Source organism: Enterobacter sp. B79-1 (assembly GCF_057444735.1).
The window spans coordinates 307,140-329,119 of the sequence record NZ_JBYAZJ010000004.1; the positions used below are offsets into that span (position 1 = coordinate 307,140).

Sequence of the window (21,980 nt, forward strand, 5' to 3'; positions counted from 1 at the left end):
TTCGTTATGGCAACATTAACTGCAAAAAACCTCGCGAAAGCGTATAAGGGCCGCCGTGTCGTCGAAGATGTCAGCCTGACCGTCAACTCCGGCGAAATTGTGGGTTTGCTTGGCCCTAACGGTGCAGGGAAAACCACCACCTTCTACATGGTGGTGGGCATTGTGCCGCGTGATGCTGGCAACATCATCATTGATGACGAAGACATTAGCCTGCTGCCGCTGCACGCGCGCGCGCGCCGTGGTATCGGCTACCTGCCGCAGGAAGCCTCAATCTTTCGTCGTTTGAGCGTCTACGACAACCTGATGGCCGTGCTGCAGATCCGTGACGACCTGACCAGCGAGCAGCGCACCGACCGCGCCAACGAGCTGATGGAAGAGTTTCATATCGAACATCTTCGCGACAGTCTTGGTCAGGCGTTGTCCGGGGGTGAGCGTCGTCGTGTCGAGATTGCCCGTGCGCTGGCCGCCAACCCGAAATTCATCCTGCTGGATGAACCCTTCGCGGGCGTTGACCCGATCTCCGTTATTGATATCAAACGCATTATCGAACACCTGCGCGACAGCGGGCTTGGCGTGCTGATCACCGACCACAACGTCCGTGAAACGCTGGCCGTCTGTGAACGCGCCTACATAGTGAGCCAGGGCCATCTGATTGCCCACGGTACACCGCAGCAAATCCTCGAAGATGAGCATGTTAAGCGCGTGTACCTTGGGGAAGACTTCAGACTCTGATAGGGTAGAGGTAACGTAACGCCGAACCGGAGAAAAATGCTCTGAACATGAAGCAAGGTTTGCAATTAAGGCTCAGCCAACAACTGGCGATGACGCCGCAGCTACAGCAGGCGATTCGTCTGTTGCAGCTGTCCACGTTAGAACTCCAGCAGGAGCTCCAGCAGGCGCTGGACAGTAATCCGTTGCTGGAGCAAACCGATCTTCATGACGAGGTAGAAACCCAGCAAACGCAGGACACTGAAACGCTCGACACCGCTGATGCGCTCGAACAAAAAGAGATGCCGGACGAGCTGCCGCTGGACGCCAGCTGGGATGAAATCTACACCGCCGGAACACCTTCCGGCACGCGTGCAGACTACCAGGACGACGAGCTACCGGTTTATCAGGGTGAAACCACCCAGTCACTACAGGATTACCTGATGTGGCAAGTGGAGTTGACCCCCTTCTCTGATACCGACCGCGCCATTGCGACCTCGATTGTCGATGCCGTTGACGATACGGGTTATTTAACCGTAACCCTGGACGATATCCTGGAAAGTATCGGCGACGACGAGATCGAACTCGAAGAGATCGAAGCGGTTCTGAAGCGCATTCAGCGTTTCGACCCGGTCGGTGTGGCCGCGAAAGATCTCCGCGATTGCCTGCTGATCCAACTGTCGCAGTTCGCCAAAGAGACGCCGTGGATTGAAGAAGCCCGCTTAATCATCAGCGATCATCTGGATCTGTTGGCTAACCACGATTTCCGCTCCCTGATGCGCGTCACGCGCCTGAAGGAAGAGGTGCTGAAAGAGGCGGTGAATCTGATCCAGTCTCTCGATCCGCGTCCCGGCCAGTCGATCCAGACCAGCGAACCGGAATATGTCATTCCGGATGTGTTAGTCAGAAAACACAACGGTCGCTGGGTGGTCGAGCTGAACTCAGACAGCATTCCTCGCCTGCAAATCAACCAGCAGTATGCCTCCATGTGCACCAGCGCGCGCAATGACTCCGATAATCAATATATTCGTAGCAATTTGCAGGAAGCACGCTGGCTGATTAAAAGTCTGGAGAGTCGAAATGACACGCTGCTGCGCGTGAGCCGCTGTATTGTTGAACAACAGCAGGCTTTTTTTGAGCAGGGCGAAGAGTTTATGAAACCGATGGTACTGGCGGACATCGCCCAGGCCGTCGAGATGCATGAATCAACCATTTCTCGCGTGACCACGCAGAAGTATCTGCACAGTCCACGCGGTATTTTTGAGCTTAAGTATTTCTTCTCCAGCCATGTGAATACCGAAGGCGGCGGCGAAGCCTCGTCAACGGCCATTCGCGCACTGGTGAAGAAGTTGATCGCCGCGGAGAACCCCGCGAAGCCACTGAGTGACAGTAAGTTAACCACCATGCTGTCCGACCAGGGTATTATGGTGGCACGTCGTACTGTTGCGAAGTATCGAGAGTCTTTATCCATTCCGCCGTCCAACCAGCGTAAACAACTGGTTTGACACAACCGATAAGGAAGACACTATGCAGCTCAACATCACAGGACACAACGTCGAGATTACTGAGGCTTTACGCGAGTTTCTGAACACGAAGTTCGCGAAGCTCGAACAGTATTTCGAAAGGATCAATCAGGTCTATATTGTGTTGAAAGTGGAGAAAGTGACTCATATCTCGGATGCAACCCTACACGTTAACGGGGGTGAACTCCATGCCAGTGCGGAAGGGCAAGACATGTACGCGGCTATCGACGGCTTGATTGATAAGCTTGCGCGACAGCTCAATAAACATAAAGATAAACTGAAACAACACTAATTGTCCGGGCAGTTAACGGGTGCAGGACGGCCTGTTGTGCGACACAACAGGCCATTTGTACAGTTAGCGCTTAGGTGAAATTATGATGAACAACGATTCGGCTCTTCAACTGAGCAATGTCCTTAACCAGGAATGTACCCGCAGTGGTGTTCACTGCCAGAGCAAAAAACGTGCGCTGGAGATCATCAGTGAACTGGCCGCAAAACAGCTGGGCCTGCCGCCACAGGTGGTGTTCGAAGCTATCCTGACCCGTGAAAAAATGGGCAGTACCGGCATCGGCAACGGCATCGCGATCCCGCATGGCAAACTCGAAGAAGACACCTTGCGTGCCGTCGGCGTGTTTGTGCAGCTTGAAACACCCATCGCCTTTGATGCCATTGATAACCAGCCCGTCGATCTCCTCTTCGCGCTGCTGGTGCCAGCAGACCAGACAAAGACCCATTTGCATACGTTGTCGCTGGTCGCTAAACGCCTGGCCGATAAAACCATTTGCCGTCGACTGCGTTCAGCGCAAAGTGATGAAGAGCTCTTCCAGATTATCACTGAAGCAGAAGGCAATCAGGATGATGCGTAACCGGGAGATGGCCTTCACATCTGTTGTCCTGAGGAGAAACGGAACATGGTGCTGATGATCGTCAGCGGTCGCTCGGGGTCGGGGAAATCCGTCGCCCTGCGCGCGCTGGAAGATATGGGGTTTTACTGCGTAGATAACCTGCCGGTGGTGCTGTTGCCCGATCTGGCGCGGACGCTAGCGGACAGACAAATTTCTGCCGCCGTCAGCATCGATGTCCGTAACATGCCAGAATCACCTGAGGTCTTTGAACAGGCCATGAGCAATCTGCCAGAGTGCTTCTCGCCTCAGCTGTTGTTCCTTGATGCCGATCGTAACACCCTGATCCGTCGCTACAGCGATACCCGTCGTTTGCACCCGCTTTCCAGTAAAAACCTTTCGCTGGAAAGTGCCATCGACGAAGAGAGCGATCTGCTGGAACCACTGCGCTCCCGGGCCGACCTGATTGTTGACACCTCCGAAATGTCCGTGCACGAACTGGCGGAAATGCTGCGAACCCGTCTGCTGGGTAAACGCGAGCGTGAATTGACGATGGTGTTTGAATCCTTCGGCTTTAAGCACGGCATTCCTATCGATGCGGATTATGTTTTCGACGTGCGCTTCCTGCCGAACCCGCACTGGGATCCCAAACTGCGTCCAATGACCGGTCTGGATAAGCCCGTAGCGGCCTTCCTCGACAGACACACAGAAGTTCACAATTTTATCTACCAGACGCGAAGCTACCTTGAGCTATGGTTACCTATGCTGGAGACAAACAATCGTAGCTATCTGACGGTAGCGATTGGCTGTACCGGCGGTAAACATCGTTCGGTTTATATCGCCGAACAGCTGGCCGACTACTTCCGCTCACGCGGAAAGAACGTTCAGTCCCGTCATCGCACGCTGGAAAAACGTAAAACATGACCGTAAAACAAACCGTTGAGATCACCAACAAGCTGGGCATGCATGCACGCCCGGCAATGAAATTGTTTGAACTGATGCAAGGTTTTGATGCGGAGGTTCTGCTGCGTAACGATGAAGGTACAGAGGCAGAGGCCAACAGCGTGATCGCACTGCTGATGCTGGACTCTGCCAAAGGTCGCCAGATTGAAGTCGAGGCCACCGGCCCCCAGGAAGAGGAAGCGCTGGCGGCGGTGATTGCCCTGTTCAACGCAGGGTTCGACGAAGATTAAGGTCTGCCAGTCAGGCGGGTGGCGCTGCGCTTACCCGCCCTACATAAGATTATTTCGCTGCATAAACCCTTCCCCACCTAGCTGACGCATCTGGCGCATGATCCACGCCTGACGGCTTCGCACGTACCCTGACGGCGCACTCGCTTTAAAACGGATGGGATTCGGTAAAACAGCGGCCAATAGCGCCGCTTCTGACATACTCAGACGGCTGGCTGGCTTATTAAAATAACGTTGCGCGGCAGCTTCCACGCCGAATATGCCGTCGCCAAACTCAGCGACGTTGAGATAGACGGTCAGAATGCGCTTTTTGCTCCAGACCGTTTCCATCCCCAGGGTTAACCCCGCTTCCAGCCCTTTTCGCACCCAGCTTCGACCATCCCATAAAAACAGGTTTTTGGCCGTCTGCTGCGACAACGTCGACGCACCGCGCACGCGATTCTCGTGACGCTCGTTGTGGGCGAGCGCCTTCTCGATGGCCGCCATGTCAAAACCCCAGTGCTCCGGGAATTTCTGATCTTCTGCCGCAATCACGGCCAGCCCTATGAACGGTGAGATCTCATCCATGCTTACCCAGTCCGAATGGGCGACATAGCCGAAATCACCGGTCAACCACGCGCTGAGCTGGCGCTCAACCATCACGGCGGAAAAGGGTACCGGCAGAATGCTGAATAAGGCAATCCCGCCGCCCCAGAAGACGGCCAGTACAAGCACAACGCGTAACAGGGTACGTTTTATCCACGTACCCGCAGCAAATTTACGGCTCATTGCGAGAGAACCAGCACTCTGTCCACCAGCTTATCAATGCCCGTGGCTGCTTCAGCGATGGATTGCGCCAGCATATAGGCGGGCGTGGTGACAATCTTGTTGTCTTCATCGACCACAATATCATCCACCGGACAAGGAACATGCTCGCCGCCCATATCTTCGACGATCTCTGCGGTATCAATATCGGTCCCGATGGTCAGGCGCAGCGGGAAGTCAAAGATCCGGGGCAGCATGGCCGGGGCAATACAGATGAAACCCAGCGGCTTGCCTGCTGCATGCATCGCCTGGGCGAGCCGTTTTAAATCGGGATCGACAAGGCACTCTGCCCCTTCTGAAGCAAAGGTGCTGAGATTCTTGGCTGCGCCAAAGCCACCCGGCACGATCAACGCATCCAGTGTTGAGGCATCAGCCTGCGCCAGGGGTTGGACAGCACCCCGGGCGATACGCGCGGCTTCAATCAGGACGTTACGCGTTTCCGCCATCGGCTCGCCGGTAAGATGGTTGATCACATCCGCCTGGCTTTTATCCGGCGCGAAGCAGATCGCTTCAGCGCCCTGACGAGATAATGCCAGCAGCGTTAATACGGCTTCATGTATCTCTGAACCGTCGTAAACACCACAACCGCTCAGCACGACACCAATCTTTTTCATTATGACGTTCCTTCTTTGCAACCTGCTGAAGCACATTAAAAATTCTGATTAAACCGCTATGCTTCACACATTTCACTGATTCATGTAACAAACCATTTAAGATTTGCTATCTTATCTGCGTGCGGCCTCAATATTCAGGCGGCGTCCAAGCGAAAACAACACGAAAAATCAGGCGCAGCCACGATTTCCCTGGTGTTGGCGCAGTATTCGCGCACCCCGGTTAAGCCGGGGTCATTTTTTTCTGGCATCCACCCAGGCTTTCAGTACCGCCACATCGTTTTGCCACTCTTGTTTCATCTCTTCAACCCATTCACCAACATTATCTTCCCACGCAGGTAAATCAGGCGATTGAATCTGTTGACCCAGCTGCTGAAGATGGCGTAGCCCCACCGAGCCGGCCGCACCTTTGATTTTGTGCCCTTCTTCAACGATACCTTTCCGATCGCGCGCCGTCAGGTTGGACTCAAGCACGCTCAAGTAGCCCGGCATCATTTTTTCGAATACCGCCAGACCATCGGTAATCAGTTTTGGCCCCACCAGATCGATATACTGCTCCAGCATCGCGGTATCGAGTAGGGTATGTGCTTTCGCGCTATCAACAGACGTCATGGTGCTCTCCTCTTCATCACGGGTATCCCAGAACTTCTTGATCATGGCGGTCAGGGCAGGCACCGCCAGCGGCTTGCTGAGCACATCATCCATACCGGCATCGAGGTACTCTTTTTTGTCTTTCAGTACGTTCGCCGTCAGCGCCACCAGCGGCGGCAGCTCATCGGCAGCATATTTGCGCGTAAGCTCACGGGAGATATCCAGCCCGGTCATGTCCGGAAGCTGAATATCCAGCAGGACCAGGTCATACTCGCCAGGCGTAAACATCTCCAGCGCCGCTTTACCGGTCATCGCCACATCCACGCTGTTACCGAGTTTTTCCAGTACGGAACGCGCCACAATCACGTTCAGTTCGATGTCCTCCACCAACAGAACGTGCAGAGCGGGCAGCGGCATATCGTCGTTCTCAAAGGTATCCTCCACCTCTTCAGCCACCGCGGGCGCATGCACCGTCAGGGTAAAGGTTGAACCTTTGCCCGGGTGGCTGGCAACCGTGATATCACCGCCCATGCTTTTCGCCAGACGTTTCGACACCGCCAGACCAATACCGGTCCCGGTCGCCGGTTTACCGCCGTTACTGTCTTTTACCTGGTAGTACATGGCAAAGATCTTATCCTGCTCTTCCTGCGGAATGCCGATACCCGAGTCCTCAACCTCGAAGTGCAGCATGTCCCCTTCGTCATAGCGAATACGCACCGCAACCCGCCCCTTCTGGGTAAACTTCACGGCATTGCTGATAAGGTTCCACAGGATCTGGCGCAGGCGCGTGCCGTCTGTCACCACCTTATGCGGCAGCGGCAGGGTTGGCTCCATCACAAAGCTCAGCCCTTTTTGCTGGGCCTGCAGGCCGGAGAGGTTCTCCAGATCGGCCAGGAATCCGGTGAAATCCACCGGCTGGTTATCAAGCTGCACCTTACGGCGCTCCATTTTATCCATGTCGATAATATCGTTAAAGATATTGCCCAGCGTGACCGCCGAGACATGGATCGTTTTGAGGTATTTTTCCTGCTCGCCGGTCAGGTCGGTGTCGAGCAGAATACGGCTCAGCCCAACGATGCCGTTCAGCGGCGTACGCAGTTCGTGGCTGATGGTTGAGATAAAGGTGGTCTTGTCGCGGCTGGCGCGTTCCAGCGCATCCTGATAGCGCTTACGCTCGGTGATATCGCGGCCAAAGCCCATCAGCCCGTGGCGTTTCCCCACGCGGTCGTAATACGGCACTTTGCGGATCTCAAAGCAGGCTTTACGCCCGTCGGGATAATCCAGCCACTGTTCATAGGTGAGCGACACGTTGTGGCGGAAGACTTTTTCATCCGTCTCCATCACTTTGGCAGCCGCTTCTTCGGAATAGACATCCTGCGGTTTGAGGTTAACCAGCTGTTTTTCACTTTTGCCGGTCAGCAGCTCCATTGCGCGGTTACAGCCGGAGAATTCTTTATCTTCGTTACGATAGAAAACCAGATCCGGCGAGGCATCCAGGAAGGAGCGCAGGAAAGAGGATTGTTGTTCGAGCTGGATCTGCGTCACTTCGCGCTCTTTCATCTCGATTTTCAGTTGCTCCAGCGTAGCCTGACGTTCAGCTTCAGCCTTCTCGCGGTCCGAAATCTCCTGATTCAACTGCGCAATATTATCCTTGAGCTGGACATTAAGCTTGAGATCGCGCTCGCGCATCTCTTCCAGCTTATCCACCAGTTTTGATAAACGCTGACGGGACTCCTCCAGTTGCTCAACTACCACCGACAGGAAATAGACCGCCCACGGCGTGATCAACAGGCCGAAGAAAATAGAGCGGATCACGTCGATGCTTTCAACCTGACCATGCAGAACCATAGTCACGGCCATTTGCACGACAATCGCCAGAACGACCAGCGCCAGTGCCAGCAGTAAGGAGAAACGCACCAGCCCGAGCTTCATCATCAGATCGACGTAATACTGGGCCAGCATTCGAATTTGCTTCATAGGGGATCCCTTCACGACGTTATCGCTCAATAATACTCAAATTCGCAGCGAGGCGTTGAAGGTTGTGAGAAAAAGTGCGGGGTGAAACAGGAGATTAGCCTCGCTTCCGGCAAACCGGAAGCGAGGAGAGAACAATCAGGAACGTTTTAGCAGCAGCCAGAGGCTGATCAGGAAGAAGCTGGCGCTTGGCAGCAGCGCACCGATAATCGGCGGGATACCGTAAACCAGCGTCAACGGACCGAAGATCTGGTCGAGGACGTAGAACACAAATCCGAAGCTGATACCGGTCACGACGCGCACGCCCATCGGCACGCTACGCAATGGACCGAAGATAAACGACAGCGCCATCAGCATCATTACCGCGACAGACATCGGCTGGAAAATTTTGCTCCACATATTGAGCTGATAACGCCCGGCGTCTTGTCCACTCGACTTCAGATACTTCACGTAGTTATGCAGGCCGCTGATAGAGAGCGCATCAGGATCCAGCGCAACCACGCCCAGCTTGTCCGGCGTCAGGTTGGTTTTCCAGGTACCGGAAACCGTCTGCGTCCCGGTGATCTGTTTCGGATCGTTCAGGTCAGATTCATCCACCTGAGAGAGACGCCACTGTTTGTGTTCAGCATCAAATTTTGCAGAGGAGGCGTGACGCACAGACTTCAAACGACGTTCATCATTAAAGGTGTAAATACTCACACCGCCCAGTTCGTCATCACCTTTCACGCGCTCGATATAGACGAAGCTATTACCGTCTTTCGCCCACAGACCTTGCTGCGTTGAGAGCAGTGAGCCGCCGTACATGGCCTGAGCGCGGTAGTTACGCGCCATCTGTTCGCCCTGCGGCGCCACCCACTCGCCAATCGCCATGGTCAACAGCACCAGTGGGATCGCGGTTTTCATGACGGACAGCGCAACCTGCATACGGGTAAAGCCGGAAGCCTGCATCACCACCAGTTCGCTACGCTGCGCCAGCATCCCCAGCCCCAGCAGCGCGCCGAGCAAGGCCGCCATCGGGAAGAAGATTTGCACGTCTTTTGGCACGCTGAGCAAGGTATACATCCCCGCGCCCAGCGCGTCATAGCTCCCCTGCCCGGCTTTTTTCAACTGGTCGACAAACTTGATAATGCCGGAGAGCGACACCAGCATGAACAGGGTCATCATGATGGTGGTAAAAATCGTTTTACCGATATAGCGGTCAAGAACGCCAAATGCCTGCATTAGATGGCTCCTTTACGCGTAAACCGGGCACGGATTCGACGCATTGGCACCGTATCCCACAAGTTGAGGCCCACCGCCAGCAGCAGATACAGACCATTCACTACCCAGGTCCAGACAACCGGGTCAATTTTCCCTTTGCCACCGTTGGACTTAATTGACGTCTGGAGCAGGAAGAACACCAGATACAGCAGCATGGCCGGAAGCATCGACAGCACGCGTCCCTGACGCGGATTCACCACGCTCAGCGGAACAACCATCAATGCCATCATAAACACGGTGAATACCAGCGTGATGCGCCAGTGCAGTTCAGCACGCGCACGATCGGTATCGGTGTTGATCAGGGTACGCATATCCATCTGTTCGGTGTCAGTCGGATCGAGCGCGACGGCCTGATGACCAATAATCGCCTGGTAGTTCTGGAAATCGGTGATACGGAAATCGCGCAGCATCGCTGTGCCTTCAAAGCGCGTCCCTTTGTTCAGGGTCACAACCTGGGAACCATCTTTACGCTGTGCCAGTTGACCAGAATCGGCGACCACCACGGAAGGACGGGCGTTACCTTTAGTACGCAACTGAGCAAGAAACACATCGTTGAAGCGGCTGCCGTCAACGCTTTCGATAAAGAGAACAGAGTTACCGTCGGTGGCCTGCTGGAACTGACCCTGTGCCAGCGCGGCCAACCCCGGGTTAGCTTTTGCTTCCGCCAGCACTTCGTCCTGGTGACGAGATGACGCCGGGCCTGCCCACATGACGTTTACGGCAGCAACGATCCCCGTGAACAACGCCAGCACCATAGCCGCTTTCACCAACACGGCTTTGCTTAAGCCGCAGGCGTGCATCACCGTGATTTCACTTTCGGTATACAGCTTACCGAGCGTCATCAGTAAACCGAGGAAAAGGCTTAACGGCAGAATGAGCTGCGCCATTTCAGGCACGCCTAATCCGAGCAGAGAAAGCACCAGATTTGTTGGGATTTCACCGTCAACCGCCGCGCCGAGGATCTTGACCAGCTTCTGACAGAAAAAGATCAGAAGAAGGATAAAGAGGATCGCCAGTTGGCTCTTCAGCGTCTCCCGCACCAGATATCTTATGATTATCACTTTAAATACGCCCGTTAAAACTCGTCTTTTGCAGGAATTTAGCTTGTTTCATGGCTTAAACGTCATTTATTCTCTTGAGTCGTCGAAATCATCGCTAAGATTAAAAAACCCGGCGGATTCGCGCTTCAGAACATTTAATGACGTGCCGAAACCGTAGTAACGTAAGATTAACACGAAGTCACCACAACCGCGGACATGAGTTACGAAAGGTTTCAATTCTATCCGTAGCTGCCGCCGTTGTCTTTAAGATTCAGGAGCGTAGTGCATGGAGTTCAGTGTAAAAAGCGGTAGCCCGGAGAAACAGCGGAGTGCCTGCATCGTTGTGGGCGTGTTTGAACCGCGCCGACTCTCCCCGATCGCCGAACAACTCGATAAAATCAGTGACGGCTACATCAGCGCCCTGCTGCGCCGTGGCGAACTGGAAGGTAAACCTGGGCAGACGCTGTTACTGCACCATGTTCCGAACGTCCTGTCCGAACGCATTCTGCTGATTGGCTGCGGCAAAGAGCGTGAGCTGGATGAGCGTCAGTATAAGCAGGTGATTCAGAAAACGATTAATACCCTGAATGATACCGGCTCAATGGAAGCCGTCTGCTTCCTGACTGAACTGCACGTCAAAGGCCGTAACACCTACTGGAAAGTGCGCCAGGCCGTCGAAACCGCAAAAGAGAGCCTGTACAGCTTCGACCAGCTCAAGACCAATAAAAGCGAGCCGCGCCGCCCGCTGCGTAAAATGGTCTTCAACGTGCCTACCCGCCGTGAGCTGACCAGCGGCGAGCGCGCTATTCAGCACGGTCTGGCGATTGCCGCCGGTATTAAAGCCGCTAAAGATCTCGGCAACATGCCGCCAAACATCTGTAACGCCGCGTACCTGGCCTCTCAGGCGCGTCAGCTGGCGGATTCCTACAGCAAGAATGTCATCACTCGCGTCATCGGCGAACAGCAGATGAAAGAGCTGGGAATGCACTCTTATCTGGCGGTCGGCAACGGCTCGCAGAACGAATCTCTGATGTCGGTGATTGAGTACAAGGGCAACCCGTCCGAAGACGCGCGCCCGATCGTGCTGGTCGGTAAAGGCCTGACTTTCGACTCCGGCGGTATCTCCATCAAGCCTGCCGAAGGCATGGACGAGATGAAGTACGACATGTGCGGTGCGGCGGCGGTTTACGGCGTCATGCGCATGGTCGCTGAGCTTCAGCTGCCGATTAACGTCATCGGCGTGCTGGCGGGCTGTGAAAACATGCCAGGCGGTCGCGCTTACCGTCCGGGTGACGTCCTGACCACCATGTCCGGCCAGACTGTTGAAGTGCTGAATACCGACGCCGAAGGCCGTCTGGTGCTGTGCGACGTGCTGACCTACGTTGAGCGCTTCGAACCTGAAGCGGTAATCGACGTGGCAACGCTGACCGGCGCCTGCGTGATTGCGCTGGGTCACCACATCACCGGCCTGATGTCGAACCACAACCCGCTTGCACACGAGCTTATCGGCGCGTCCGAACAGGCCGGTGACCGCGCGTGGCGTCTGCCGCTGGGCGATGAGTTCCAGGAGCAGCTGGAGTCCAACTTTGCGGATATGGCGAACATCGGCGGTCGTCCTGGCGGTGCGATCACCGCGGGCTGCTTCCTGGCGCGCTTCACCCGCAAGTACAACTGGGCGCACCTGGACATCGCGGGCACCGCATGGCGTTCCGGTAAAGCCAAAGGCGCAACCGGTCGTCCGGTCGCGCTGCTGTCGCAGTTCCTGCTTAATCGTGCGGGTTTTAACGGCGACGAGTGATGAAAAACGCCGGGTGGCGGCTTCGCCTTACCCGGCCTACAGCGTCACTCAACCGTAGGCCGGGTAAGCGTAGCGCCACCCGGCTTTGCATTTAAATCCACGACAAGAAGCCCCATATATGAAGAATGCAACGTTCTACCTTCTGGACAACGACACGCATCAGGATGGCCTCACCGCCGTCGAACAGCTGGTGTGTGACATTGCCGCAGAACGTTGGCGCGCAGGTAAACGCGTGTTGATTGCCTGTGAAGATGAGCAGCAGGCGATTCGCCTTGATGAAGCGCTGTGGGCCCGCCCGCCGGAGAGTTTTGTGCCGCATAACCTGTCGGGCGAAGGCCCGCGCGGTGGCGCGCCGGTTGAAATTGCCTGGCCGCAGAAGCGCAACAGCAGCGCGCGCGATATTCTCATTAGCCTGCGGGTAGACTTTGCAGATTTTGCCACCGCTTTCACAGAAGTGGTAGACTTTGTCCCTTACGAAGAATCTTTGAAACAACTGGCGCGCGAACGCTATAAAGCGTACCGCCTGGCTGGTTTTAACCTGAATACGGCAACCTGGAAATAATGGAAAAGACATATAACCCACGCGATATCGAACAGCCGCTTTACGAGCACTGGGAACAGCAGGGCTATTTCAAGCCTAACGGCGACGAAAGCAAAGAGTCCTTCTGCATCATGATCCCGCCGCCGAACGTCACCGGCAGTTTGCATATGGGACATGCTTTCCAGCAGACCATCATGGACACCATGATCCGCTACCAGCGCATGCAGGGTAAAAACACCCTGTGGCAGGCGGGGACTGACCACGCGGGTATCGCAACCCAGATGGTGGTTGAGCGTAAAATTGCCGCTGAAGAAGGTAAAACCCGCCACGACTACGGTCGCGACGCGTTCATCGACAAAATCTGGCAGTGGAAGGCAGAATCCGGCGGCACCATTACCCGCCAGATGCGCCGTCTCGGCAACTCCGTGGACTGGGAGCGCGAGCGCTTCACCATGGACGAAGGCCTGTCCAACGCCGTGAAAGAAGTCTTCGTGCGCCTGTATAAAGAAGACCTGATTTACCGCGGCAAGCGCCTGGTAAACTGGGATCCGAAACTGCGCACCGCCATCTCTGACCTGGAAGTGGAAAACCGCGAGTCTAAAGGCTCCATGTGGCACATCCGCTATCCGCTGGCCGACGGCGCGAAAACCGCCGACGGCAAAGATTACTTGGTGGTCGCCACGACCCGTCCGGAAACCCTGCTGGGCGATACCGGCGTAGCCGTTAACCCGGAAGATCCGCGTTATAAAGATCTGATCGGCAAATTCGTGGTGCTGCCGCTGGTAAACCGCCGTATTCCGATTGTGGGCGACGAACACGCCGACATGGAAAAAGGCACCGGCTGCGTAAAAATCACCCCAGCGCACGACTTCAACGACTACGAAGTCGGCCGTCGTCACGCCCTGCCGATGATCAACATCCTGACCTTTGACGGTGATATCCGTGAAAGCGCAGAAGTGTACGACACCAAAGGCGAAGAGTCTGACGTTTACTCCAGCGACATCCCGGCTGAGTTCCAGAAGCTGGAACGTTTTGCCGCGCGTAAAGCGATTGTGGCTGCCGTCGACGCGCTCGGCCTGCTGGAAGAGATAAAACCTCACGATCTGACCGTGCCGTACGGCGACCGTGGCGGCGTGGTTATCGAGCCGATGCTGACTGACCAGTGGTACGTGCGTGCCGACGTGCTGGCGAAACCGGCTGTGGAAGCGGTTGAGAACGGCAGCATCCAGTTCGTGCCGAAGCAGTATGAAAACATGTACTTCTCCTGGATGCGCGACATTCAGGACTGGTGTATCTCCCGTCAGCTGTGGTGGGGTCACCGCATCCCGGCATGGTACGACAACGAAGGCAATGTCTACGTTGGCCGCACCGAAGACGAAGTGCGTCAGGAAAACAACCTGAGCGCTGACGTTGCCCTGCGTCAGGACGAAGACGTGCTGGACACCTGGTTCTCCTCCGCGCTGTGGACCTTCTCCACGCTCGGCTGGCCGGAAAACACCGACGCGCTGCGTCAGTTCCACCCAACCAGCGTGATGGTGTCCGGTTTCGACATTATCTTCTTCTGGATCGCCCGCATGATCATGATGACCATGCACTTCATCAAAGACGAAGACGGCAAGCCGCAGGTTCCGTTCCATACCGTCTACATGACCGGTCTGATCCGCGACGACGAAGGGCAGAAAATGTCCAAGTCCAAGGGTAACGTTATTGACCCGCTGGACATGGTTGACGGTATCTCTCTGGAAGACCTGCTGGAAAAACGTACCGGCAACATGATGCAGCCGCAGCTGGCTGAGAAAATCCGCAAGCGCACCGAGAAGCAGTTCCCGAACGGGATCGAGTCTCACGGTACCGACGCCCTGCGCTTCACCCTGGCGGCGCTGGCCTCTACCGGCCGTGATATCAACTGGGACATGAAGCGTCTGGAAGGTTACCGTAACTTCTGTAACAAGCTGTGGAACGCCAGCCGCTTCGTGCTGATGAACACCGAAGATCAGGATTGCGGCTTCAACGGCGGCGAGATGACGCTGTCTCTGGCGGACCGCTGGATCCTGGCGGAATTCAACCAGACGGTGAAAGCATTCCGCGACGCGCTGGACAGCTACCGCTTCGATATCGCCGCGGGCATCCTGTACGAATTTACCTGGAACCAGTTCTGTGACTGGTATCTGGAGCTGGCGAAGCCGGTGATGAACGGTGGTTCTGAGGCGGAGCTGCGCGGCACGCGCAACACGCTGATTACCGTTCTGGAAGGTCTGCTGCGCCTGGCGCATCCGGTCATTCCATTCATCACCGAAACCATCTGGCAGCGCGTGAAGGTGATTGCAGGCATCAACGCTGACACCATCATGCTGCAGCCGTTCCCGGAATTCGATGCGGCGAAGGTTGATGAAGCGGCGTCTGCGGACACCGAGTGGCTGAAACAGGCGATCGTTGCGGTACGTAACATCCGTGCTGAAATGAACATTGCCCCGGGCAAACCGCTGGAGCTGCTGCTGCGCGGCTGCAGCGAGGCTGCTGTGCGTCGCGTCAGCGAGAACAATACCTTCCTCAAGACCATGGCGCGTCTGGAAAGCATCACCGTGCTGCCTGCTGATGAAAAAGGTCCGGTTTCCGTGACCAAAATCATCGACGGTGCCGAGCTGCTGATCCCGATGGCAGGCCTGATCGACAAAGACGCCGAACTGGCGCGTCTGGCGAAAGAAGTGGCGAAAGTCGACGTGGAAATTGGCAAAATCGAAAGCAAACTGGCGAACGAAGGCTTTGTGGCCCGCGCGCCGGAAGCGGTCATCGCCAAAGAGCGTGAACGTCTGGTTGCTTTCGCTGATGCGAAGACCAAACTGATTGAGCAGCAGGCGGTTATTGCCGCCCTGTAATGCTTTTACCCCTTACGCTTCAGGGTGTAAGGGGTAACCTTCCTGAAAACTCCTCGCTTGCACTCCCCTTTCTGCGGTGCTATTAACAGCAGTTGTGTGTCAATTTTTGTCATGAGTAATGCTATGAGCGTGATTACCCCCGTCGCGACGACAATGCGTCGGATCACTGAGCAGGACAACCCGGCCATTGCCGCTGTTATCCGCGCGGTTTCCGCCGAATATGGCCTGACAGCCGATAAAGGCTACACCGTGGCCGATCCTAATCTCGATGAGCTTTTCCATCTGTACAACCAGCCTGGCCATGCCTACTGGGTTATTGAGCAGAATGGCAAGGTCGTGGGCGGCGGCGGCGTGGCACCACTGAGCTGCAGCGAGCCGGATATTTGTGAGCTGCAGAAAATGTATTTTCTGCCGTCGGTTCGCGGACAGGGTCTGGCGAAAAAGCTGGCGCTGGTCGCCCTGGAACATGCGCGCACTCAGGGTTTCAAACGCTGTTACCTCGAAACCACCGCCTTCCTCAAAGAGGCCATCGGCCTGTATGAGCATCTCGGCTTTGAGCATATCGATGCGCCGCTAGGCTGTACCGGCCACGTTGACTGCGAAGTCAGAATGCTGAAAAGTCTGTAACTTTCGTTCCTGCCCTCTTCTGTTAAGCGGCTGTAAACTGGATGCTCTACACTCACAGTTCACACCATAACAGGGGAAACACGATGTCGAAGATAAAAAGCTACGCCGCACCGCAGGCGGGTGCAGAACTTGAGCTGTACGAGTACGATGCGGGCGAACTAAAAGCAGAAGACGTCGAAGTACAGGTTGATTACTGCGGGATCTGCCACTCGGATCTCTCGATGATCGACAACGAATGGGGCTTCTCCAGCTACCCGCTGGTTGCCGGGCACGAAGTCATTGGCCGCGTCGTGGCGCTCGGTAGCGCCGCGCAGGACAAAGGGCTGAAGGTAGGCCAGCGCGTGGGCATTGGCTGGACGGCACGCAGCTGTGGTCACTGCGACGCCTGTATCAGCGGCAACCAAATCAACTGCCTCGAAGGCGCCGTTCCCACCATCCTGAATAAAGGCGGTTTTGCCGACAAGCTGCGCGCCGACTGGCAATGGGTCATCCCGCTGCCGGACAGCATTGATATCAAATCCGCCGGTCCGCTGCTGTGTGGCGGTATCACCGTCTTCAAACCGCTGCTGATGCACCATATCACCGCCACCAGTCGTGTGGGCGTGATCGGTATTGGCGGCCTGGGCCATATCGCCATCAAACTGCTGCATGCGATGGGTTGCGAAGTGACGGCATTCAGTTCTAACCCGGCGAAAGAGAAAGAAGTGCTGGCGATGGGTGCGGATAAAGTGGTGAACAGCCGCGATCCGGAAGCACTGAACGCGCTGGCGGGTCAGTTTGATCTGATCATTAACACCGTGAATGTCGATCTTGACTGGCAGCCGTACTTTGAAGCGCTGGCCTACGGCGGTAACTTCCACACCGTGGGTGCGGTAATGAAGCCGCTGCCGGTGCCGGCGTTTACCCTGATCGGCGGGGATCGCAGCGTGTCAGGCTCCGCGACCGGTACGCCGTTTGAGTTGCGCAAACTGATGAAGTTTGCCGGACGCACCAGGGTGGCCCCGACCACCGAACTGTATCCAATGTCGAAAATCAACGAAGCGATCCAGCACGTGCGTGACGGCAAAGCCCGCTACCGCGTGGTGTTGAAAGCGGATTTTTGATGTGACAGTGCCGGGTGGCGGCTTCGCCTTACCCGGCCTGGATCTGATTTTGTAGGCCCGGTAAGCGCAGCGCCACCGGGCTATTCTCACCTATCGCACCAGTGCAGAAAACACCTCTGCCACCGCGACCGCCCCCGGGTCCATTACCCCGTCCAGGTTCTCTTTATTCACATACGACGAGCGCCCCGCGCCCGCTTTCATCATCTTCGCAGTCGCTTCAGCCCCCTGCTGTGCGGCCTTCGCCGCTGACTCGATATCGCCTTTCCGCAACGCCTCCAGCGCCGGCTGCAGCGCGTCGATCAGGGTACGATCGCCGAGATCTGCGCCACCGTATTGCTTCATCTGCGCCAGCCCGCTGAGCAATGCCTCGGGCAGCGGCTGGCCATCGTGAAGCTTTTGACCGGCCGCGGTAAAGAAGATCGACATTAGCACCCCGCTCGATCCGCCCATCACCGTGGCCAGCCGCTCGCCCACCAGAAGCAGCAGCGTCGATACGTTATCAAGCGGGAGCTTGCGATCCTCCAGACGCTGCGCAATATCCCGCGCGCCTTGCGCAAATGTGGAGCCCGTATCACCGTCTCCGACTTTGGCATCCAGCGCGTTAAGGCGATTTTCCAGCTGGATTAGCGTCTTCGTCACTGAAGATACGTACTCCTTCACCTGCGGGTTTTCCGACGGGCTATATTCCACGCGATCGTGAATAGCGCTATGCGCAACGGTACGCAAAGGTGCAAACGGCACGGGCTTCTGCCATCCCAGCGTCTCGACCTCGGCGTGAATCGCCTTTTCGAAGAAATCGTTGAGCTTCAGCAGCGTCAGAGAAAAGCCTTTCATGTCCAGCGCGCTCACCAGAGGCGCCGGGCCAATCAAATACCCAATGTCCTTTTTCAGCGCCGAATGCGCCAGCTCTTTGGTCAGCAGCGCCATTTCGAGCGCAGAAACGCCGCCGAGGTTGTTAATCAGTACCGCAAAGCGCCCCTCACCGGCCTGCGCCTTAAGCGGCGTGACCAGCGTGTCGATAATGTCTTTGCTGTTTTGTGTATCCACGACGGAGGCCCCCGGCTCGCCGTGAATACCCAACCCCAGCTCCACCTGGCCTTGCTTGATGCGCCCCTCTTCATCATCGCTGCCCGGCAGGTTGCAGGTTTGCATCGCAACGCCCAGGCTCCAGAGGTTGTCGCAGGCCTGTTGCGCAATATCCCGCACCTCACTCAACGATTTCCCGTGCTCCGCCGCATAGCCCGCAATCTTATGCACCAGCGCCGTACCGGCAATACCGCGCGGCTGCTTGTTGTCCGGCAGCGCGATATCGTCCGCCACAATCACCATCTCCACCTTCAGGCCGTAGCGTTTGGCCTTTTCTGCCGCCAGACCAAAATTCAGGCGGTCACCGGTGTAATTTTTGACGATCAGCAGGCAGCCGCGATCGCCCGTGACCGCCACAATGGCATTCAACACCGCATCCACACTCGGCGAGGCAAACAGGTCGCCACATACCGCCGCCGTGAGCATCCCTTTTCCGACAAACCCAGCGTGCGCCGGTTCGTGGCCGGAACCCCCACCGGAGATCACCGCTACGCGGCTTTTATCCCAGTCACCGCGCGCAACAATTCGAATGGCAGGATCAACATCAAGCTTGACGAGGTTTCCGTGCGGAGCAGAAATCAGAATGCCTTCAATAGCATCGTTGACCAGTTGTTTGCGATCATTAAAAAAGAATCTGGACATACATTCCCAAAATGTTGTGAACCGTATGCAAAAGCATAGTCCGCGCTGGATAATGCGCCGCAAAGTCAGGAATTTACTCAACCAAATTGCGGCCAGGTTGCCTATACTCCACCCAGGACAAAGAGAGGAAGCGCATCATGAGTACACCATTGTTAATCGCCCGGACGCTGGAAAAAGAGCTGTATTTACTGCCCGCGATGGCGAACCGCCACGGTCTGATCACCGGAGCGACCGGGACGGGAAAAACCGTCACCCTGCAAAAGCTGGCGGAGTCGCTTTCGGAGATTGGCGTACCGGTCTTTATGGCTGACGTGAAAGGCGATTTAACCGGTGTGGCTCAGGAAGGGACGGCCTCTGAAAAACTGCTCGAACGGCTGAAGAATATTGGCATCACGGACTGGACGCCGCACAGCAATCCGGTGGTAGTGTGGGATATCTTTGGTGAAAAAGGCCACCCGGTGCGCGCCACCGTCTCCGATCTCGGCCCGCTGCTGCTGGCCCGTCTGCTTAACCTCAACGACGTACAGTCCGGCGTGCTGAACATTATCTTCCGCATTGCCGACGATCAGGGACTGCTTCTGCTTGATTTCAAAGATCTGCGCGCCATTACGCAGTATATCGGCGATAACGCCAAATCCTTCCAGAACCAGTACGGCAACATCAGCAGCGCCTCGGTAGGGGCCATTCAGCGTGGGTTGCTGACCCTGGAGCAACAGGGGGCCGAACACTTCTTCGGCGAGCCGATGCTGGATATCAAAGACTGGATGCGCACCGACAGCAGCGGCAAAGGCATCATCAACATTCTGAGTTCAGAAAAGCTCTACCAGATGCCAAAGCTCTACGCCGCCAGCCTGCTGTGGATGCTCTCCGAACTGTACGAACAGTTACCCGAAGCGGGCGATCTGGAAAAACCGAAGCTGGTCTTCTTCTTTGACGAAGCGCACCTGCTGTTTAACGACGCGCCGCAGGTATTGCTGGATAAAATTGAACAGGTCATTCGCCTGATCCGCTCCAAAGGCGTTGGCGTCTGGTTTGTGTCACAAAACCCGTCGGATATCCCGGATAACGTGCTCGGTCAGCTTGGTAACCGCGTGCAGCACGCCCTGCGCGCCTTTACGCCAAAAGATCAGAAAGCAGTAAAAGCCGCCGCGCAAACCATGCGCGCCAATCCGGCCTTTGATACCGAAGCGGCGATTCAGGCGTTAGGCACCGGTGAAGCGCTGATCTCGTTCCTGGATGCAAAGGGCAGCCCGTCCGTGGTGGAACGCGCTATGGTGATCGCGCCCTGCTCGCGCATGGGGCCGGTTACCGACGATGAACGCAACGGCCTGATTAACCACTCTCCGGTTTACGGAAAGTACGAAGACGAAGTGGACCGGGAGTCCGCGTTCGAGATGCTGCAAAAAGGGGTTCAGGCGACAACGGAATCGCAGGATGCGCCTGCCGCAAAAGGGCAGTCTGTCGCCGTGGATGACGGTATTCTCGGGGGGCTCAAAGACATCCTGTTCGGCAGCACCGGGCCGCGCGGCGGCAAGCGCGACGGCGTGGTACAAACCATGGCGAAAAGCGCCGCACGACAGGTCACCAATCAGATAGTGCGCGGCATGCTGGGAAGCCTGTTAGGCGGCCGTCGCCGGTAGACGGGGAACCCACGGGCGGCCAAGCGCCGACCCCTGTACACCGTTCTCTTGTAGATAGCGGTCGATTTCCACCATCCCCGTCCAGCGGTTCTCACACCATAGCGGTGCCAGAAGCGTTGGACGGCGGGCGCTGGCGGAGATGCGGTGGTAGACAATTTCCGGCGGCGTGTGGCGAATCATCTCCCCTGCCGTCACCGTATAGTCGTCGAGCTCAATACCGCTTAACCGCCCTGCTTCCCAGGCTTTCGCCATAATGCTTCCCGTAACGATATGCAGCGGATGCAGCTTAATGCCGTCCACGCCGGTCTCAACCACCTTTTCCAGCGTTTCAAGACCATGCTGTTGACCTTCGCCGGGTAACCCAACAATCAGATGCGAACAGACTTTCAGCCCACGCTCACGGGCCAGCCGCGTGGTGCGCTGGTAGCAGGCGAAATCATGACCGCGATTGATGCGGTGCAGGGTTTTGTCGTGCGCGGTTTGCAAGCCCAGCTCCAGCCAGATCTCGTAGCCTTGTTCTTTGTACTCGCTGAGCAGGTCCAGCACCGCGTCCGGTACGCAGTCCGGGCGCGTCCCCACGCACAGCCCTACGATGTTAGCCTGGCTGACCGCCTGCTGATACATCGAGCGCAGCACCTGCACCTCCGCCCACGTGCTGGTGTAGGCCTGGAAATAGGCCAGATACTGCTTCGCGCGGTTCACCAGGCTCGCCTGATGCGCGAGCTGTTCCGCGATAGAGTGATGCTGCTGAGCTTCGTCAGCAAAGGACGCAACGTTACAGAAGGTGCAGCCGCCGCGCCCGATGGTGCCATCGCGATTCGGGCAGCTAAACCCGCCGTGCAGCGTCAGCTTATGAACCTTTTGTCCGTATCGCTGCAAAAGATCCCCACCAAACATATTGACTAATTTCTGTAACTGCATAATCTGATAGACCGTCCCGGAGAAAGGGGACAAGCCTGCCATTTTTAGCCTCTGTCGGCGATGACCTGGATCAATCGCCCTGGACGGCCTTTATCCATATGAATAAATACTCAAGATTACTGCAATTCCATTCACGCCATTCGTGATTACTTTTCCTTATGTTCTGATTGTTTTTTTCATTTATAGCGCCATCACTGAAAAAC

The 21,980-nt window shown here is 56.2% G+C and carries 19 protein-coding genes; 12 read left to right on the plus strand and 7 right to left on the minus strand.

Annotation, left to right across the window (positions count from 1 at the left end; translation table 11 throughout):
- Nucleotides 1–6: 6 nt before the first annotated feature.
- The 6 genes from lptB to npr all read left to right on the plus strand — a co-directional run bounded on the left by lptB (nucleotide 7) and on the right by npr (nucleotide 4,266).
- Nucleotides 7–732 carry an LPS export ABC transporter ATP-binding protein gene (gene lptB, locus AC2T6E_RS14395; protein ID WP_010436061.1) on the plus strand — a complete coding sequence of 242 codons (726 nt, stop codon included), beginning with the start codon at nucleotides 7–9 and terminating at the stop codon, nucleotides 730–732.
- 47 nt (nucleotides 733–779) lie between these two features.
- The gene (gene rpoN, locus AC2T6E_RS14400) at nucleotides 780–2,213 is read left to right on the plus strand and encodes an RNA polymerase factor sigma-54 (RefSeq protein ID WP_089597748.1); all 1,434 of its coding nucleotides are present in this window, start codon (nucleotides 780–782) and stop codon (nucleotides 2,211–2,213) included.
- 22 nt (nucleotides 2,214–2,235) lie between these two features.
- A complete protein-coding gene (hpf, locus tag AC2T6E_RS14405) occupies nucleotides 2,236–2,523 on the plus strand; it encodes a ribosome hibernation promoting factor (RefSeq protein WP_010436063.1) in 288 nt (95 codons plus the stop codon).
- An 82-nt stretch (nucleotides 2,524–2,605) separates the two neighbouring features.
- Nucleotides 2,606–3,097: a PTS IIA-like nitrogen regulatory protein PtsN gene (gene ptsN, locus AC2T6E_RS14410; RefSeq protein ID WP_010436064.1), complete on the plus strand. Its 492-nt coding sequence runs from the start codon at nucleotides 2,606–2,608 to the stop codon at nucleotides 3,095–3,097.
- 45 nt (nucleotides 3,098–3,142) lie between these two features.
- Nucleotides 3,143–3,997, plus strand: coding sequence for an RNase adapter RapZ (gene rapZ / locus AC2T6E_RS14415; protein ID WP_010436066.1), 855 nt, complete (start codon nucleotides 3,143–3,145; stop codon nucleotides 3,995–3,997).
- Entirely contained in the window at nucleotides 3,994–4,266 is a 273-nt protein-coding gene (gene npr, locus AC2T6E_RS14420; protein ID WP_003861872.1) for a PTS phosphocarrier protein NPr, read from the plus strand. Before rapZ ends, npr begins: the two co-directional genes overlap by 4 nt.
- 39 nt (nucleotides 4,267–4,305) lie before the next feature.
- On the opposite strand, the gene mtgA is transcribed toward npr, so the two are convergent.
- The 5 genes from mtgA to lptF form a co-directional block, all read right to left on the minus strand.
- Entirely contained in the window at nucleotides 4,306–5,031 is a 726-nt protein-coding gene (mtgA, locus tag AC2T6E_RS14425) for a monofunctional biosynthetic peptidoglycan transglycosylase (RefSeq protein WP_278435498.1), read from the minus strand.
- The gene (gene elbB, locus AC2T6E_RS14430) at nucleotides 5,028–5,681 is read right to left on the minus strand and encodes an isoprenoid biosynthesis glyoxalase ElbB (RefSeq protein WP_120159695.1); all 654 of its coding nucleotides are present in this window, start codon (nucleotides 5,679–5,681) and stop codon (nucleotides 5,028–5,030) included. Before elbB ends, mtgA begins: the two co-directional genes overlap by 4 nt.
- A gap of 231 nt (nucleotides 5,682–5,912) precedes the next feature.
- Entirely contained in the window at nucleotides 5,913–8,246 is a 2,334-nt protein-coding gene (arcB, locus tag AC2T6E_RS14435; RefSeq protein WP_100166525.1) for an aerobic respiration two-component sensor histidine kinase ArcB, read from the minus strand.
- 135 nt (nucleotides 8,247–8,381) lie between these two features.
- A complete protein-coding gene (lptG, locus tag AC2T6E_RS14440; protein ID WP_010436079.1) occupies nucleotides 8,382–9,464 on the minus strand; it encodes an LPS export ABC transporter permease LptG in 1,083 nt (360 codons plus the stop codon).
- Complete coding sequence (lptF, locus tag AC2T6E_RS14445) at nucleotides 9,464–10,564, minus strand: LPS export ABC transporter permease LptF (RefSeq protein ID WP_089597752.1); 1,101 nt, start codon at nucleotides 10,562–10,564, stop codon at nucleotides 9,464–9,466. The genes lptG and lptF overlap by 1 nt, the downstream gene beginning before the upstream one ends.
- 265 nt (nucleotides 10,565–10,829) lie before the next feature.
- On the opposite strand from lptF, the gene pepA reads away from it, so the two are divergent.
- The 5 genes from pepA (at nucleotide 10,830) to ahr (ending at nucleotide 17,488) form a co-directional block, all read left to right on the plus strand.
- On the plus strand, nucleotides 10,830–12,341 hold the full coding sequence (pepA, locus tag AC2T6E_RS14450; protein ID WP_010436084.1) for a leucyl aminopeptidase: 1,512 nt from the start codon (nucleotides 10,830–10,832) through the stop codon (nucleotides 12,339–12,341).
- 118 nt (nucleotides 12,342–12,459) lie between these two features.
- Nucleotides 12,460–12,903, plus strand: a complete 444-nt coding sequence (holC, locus tag AC2T6E_RS14455) for a DNA polymerase III subunit chi (protein WP_120159696.1) — start codon at nucleotides 12,460–12,462, stop codon at nucleotides 12,901–12,903.
- Nucleotides 12,903–15,758, plus strand: coding sequence for a valine--tRNA ligase (locus AC2T6E_RS14460; protein ID WP_108416122.1), 2,856 nt, complete (start codon nucleotides 12,903–12,905; stop codon nucleotides 15,756–15,758). The genes holC and AC2T6E_RS14460 overlap by 1 nt, the downstream gene beginning before the upstream one ends.
- 123 nt (nucleotides 15,759–15,881) lie before the next feature.
- Complete coding sequence (locus tag AC2T6E_RS14465) at nucleotides 15,882–16,385, plus strand: GNAT family N-acetyltransferase (protein ID WP_238458508.1); 504 nt, start codon at nucleotides 15,882–15,884, stop codon at nucleotides 16,383–16,385.
- An 83-nt stretch (nucleotides 16,386–16,468) separates the two neighbouring features.
- Nucleotides 16,469–17,488 (plus strand): NADPH-dependent aldehyde reductase Ahr, encoded by a 1,020-nt coding sequence (ahr, locus tag AC2T6E_RS14470; RefSeq protein ID WP_486692275.1) that lies wholly within the window; start codon nucleotides 16,469–16,471, stop codon nucleotides 17,486–17,488.
- Between the two features lie 90 nt (nucleotides 17,489–17,578).
- On the opposite strand, the gene AC2T6E_RS14475 is transcribed toward ahr, so the two are convergent.
- Complete coding sequence (locus tag AC2T6E_RS14475) at nucleotides 17,579–19,216, minus strand: glycerone kinase (protein ID WP_486692277.1); 1,638 nt, start codon at nucleotides 19,214–19,216, stop codon at nucleotides 17,579–17,581.
- Between the two features lie 137 nt (nucleotides 19,217–19,353).
- Between AC2T6E_RS14475 and AC2T6E_RS14480 the strand changes: the two genes are divergently transcribed.
- The gene (locus AC2T6E_RS14480) at nucleotides 19,354–20,856 is read left to right on the plus strand and encodes a helicase HerA-like C-terminal domain-containing protein (protein ID WP_109492456.1); all 1,503 of its coding nucleotides are present in this window, start codon (nucleotides 19,354–19,356) and stop codon (nucleotides 20,854–20,856) included.
- Here the strand turns inward: AC2T6E_RS14480 and mnmL are convergent.
- Nucleotides 20,836–21,777 (minus strand): tRNA modification radical SAM protein MnmL/YtqA, encoded by a 942-nt coding sequence (gene mnmL / locus AC2T6E_RS14485; protein WP_100166565.1) that lies wholly within the window; start codon nucleotides 21,775–21,777, stop codon nucleotides 20,836–20,838. The genes AC2T6E_RS14480 and mnmL overlap by 21 nt on opposite strands.
- Between the last annotated feature and the right edge of the window lie 203 nt (nucleotides 21,778–21,980).

What these genes read in the sequence shown, in the direction of transcription:
- lptB (WP_010436061.1), top strand. Translation starts at nt 7, where the DNA reads ATGGCAACATTAACTGCAAAAAACCTCGCGAAAGCGTATAAGGGCCGC.
- rpoN (WP_089597748.1), top strand. Translation starts at nt 780, where the DNA reads ATGAAGCAAGGTTTGCAATTAAGGCTCAGCCAACAACTGGCGATGACG.
- hpf (WP_010436063.1), top strand. Translation starts at nt 2,236, where the DNA reads ATGCAGCTCAACATCACAGGACACAACGTCGAGATTACTGAGGCTTTA.
- ptsN (WP_010436064.1), top strand. Translation starts at nt 2,606, where the DNA reads ATGATGAACAACGATTCGGCTCTTCAACTGAGCAATGTCCTTAACCAG.
- rapZ (WP_010436066.1), top strand. Translation starts at nt 3,143, where the DNA reads ATGGTGCTGATGATCGTCAGCGGTCGCTCGGGGTCGGGGAAATCCGTC.
- npr (WP_003861872.1), top strand. Translation starts at nt 3,994, where the DNA reads ATGACCGTAAAACAAACCGTTGAGATCACCAACAAGCTGGGCATGCAT.
- mtgA (WP_278435498.1), bottom strand. Translation starts at nt 5,031, where the DNA reads ATGAGCCGTAAATTTGCTGCGGGTACGTGGATAAAACGTACCCTGTTA.
- elbB (WP_120159695.1), bottom strand. Translation starts at nt 5,681, where the DNA reads ATGAAAAAGATTGGTGTCGTGCTGAGCGGTTGTGGTGTTTACGACGGT.
- arcB (WP_100166525.1), bottom strand. Translation starts at nt 8,246, where the DNA reads ATGAAGCAAATTCGAATGCTGGCCCAGTATTACGTCGATCTGATGATG.
- lptG (WP_010436079.1), bottom strand. Translation starts at nt 9,464, where the DNA reads ATGCAGGCATTTGGCGTTCTTGACCGCTATATCGGTAAAACGATTTTT.
- pepA (WP_010436084.1), top strand. Translation starts at nt 10,830, where the DNA reads ATGGAGTTCAGTGTAAAAAGCGGTAGCCCGGAGAAACAGCGGAGTGCC.
- holC (WP_120159696.1), top strand. Translation starts at nt 12,460, where the DNA reads ATGAAGAATGCAACGTTCTACCTTCTGGACAACGACACGCATCAGGAT.
- AC2T6E_RS14460 (WP_108416122.1), top strand. Translation starts at nt 12,903, where the DNA reads ATGGAAAAGACATATAACCCACGCGATATCGAACAGCCGCTTTACGAG.
- AC2T6E_RS14465 (WP_238458508.1), top strand. Translation starts at nt 15,882, where the DNA reads ATGAGCGTGATTACCCCCGTCGCGACGACAATGCGTCGGATCACTGAG.
- ahr (WP_486692275.1), top strand. Translation starts at nt 16,469, where the DNA reads ATGTCGAAGATAAAAAGCTACGCCGCACCGCAGGCGGGTGCAGAACTT.
- AC2T6E_RS14475 (WP_486692277.1), bottom strand. Translation starts at nt 19,216, where the DNA reads ATGTCCAGATTCTTTTTTAATGATCGCAAACAACTGGTCAACGATGCT.
- AC2T6E_RS14480 (WP_109492456.1), top strand. Translation starts at nt 19,354, where the DNA reads ATGAGTACACCATTGTTAATCGCCCGGACGCTGGAAAAAGAGCTGTAT.
- mnmL (WP_100166565.1), bottom strand. Translation starts at nt 21,777, where the DNA reads ATGCAGTTACAGAAATTAGTCAATATGTTTGGTGGGGATCTTTTGCAG.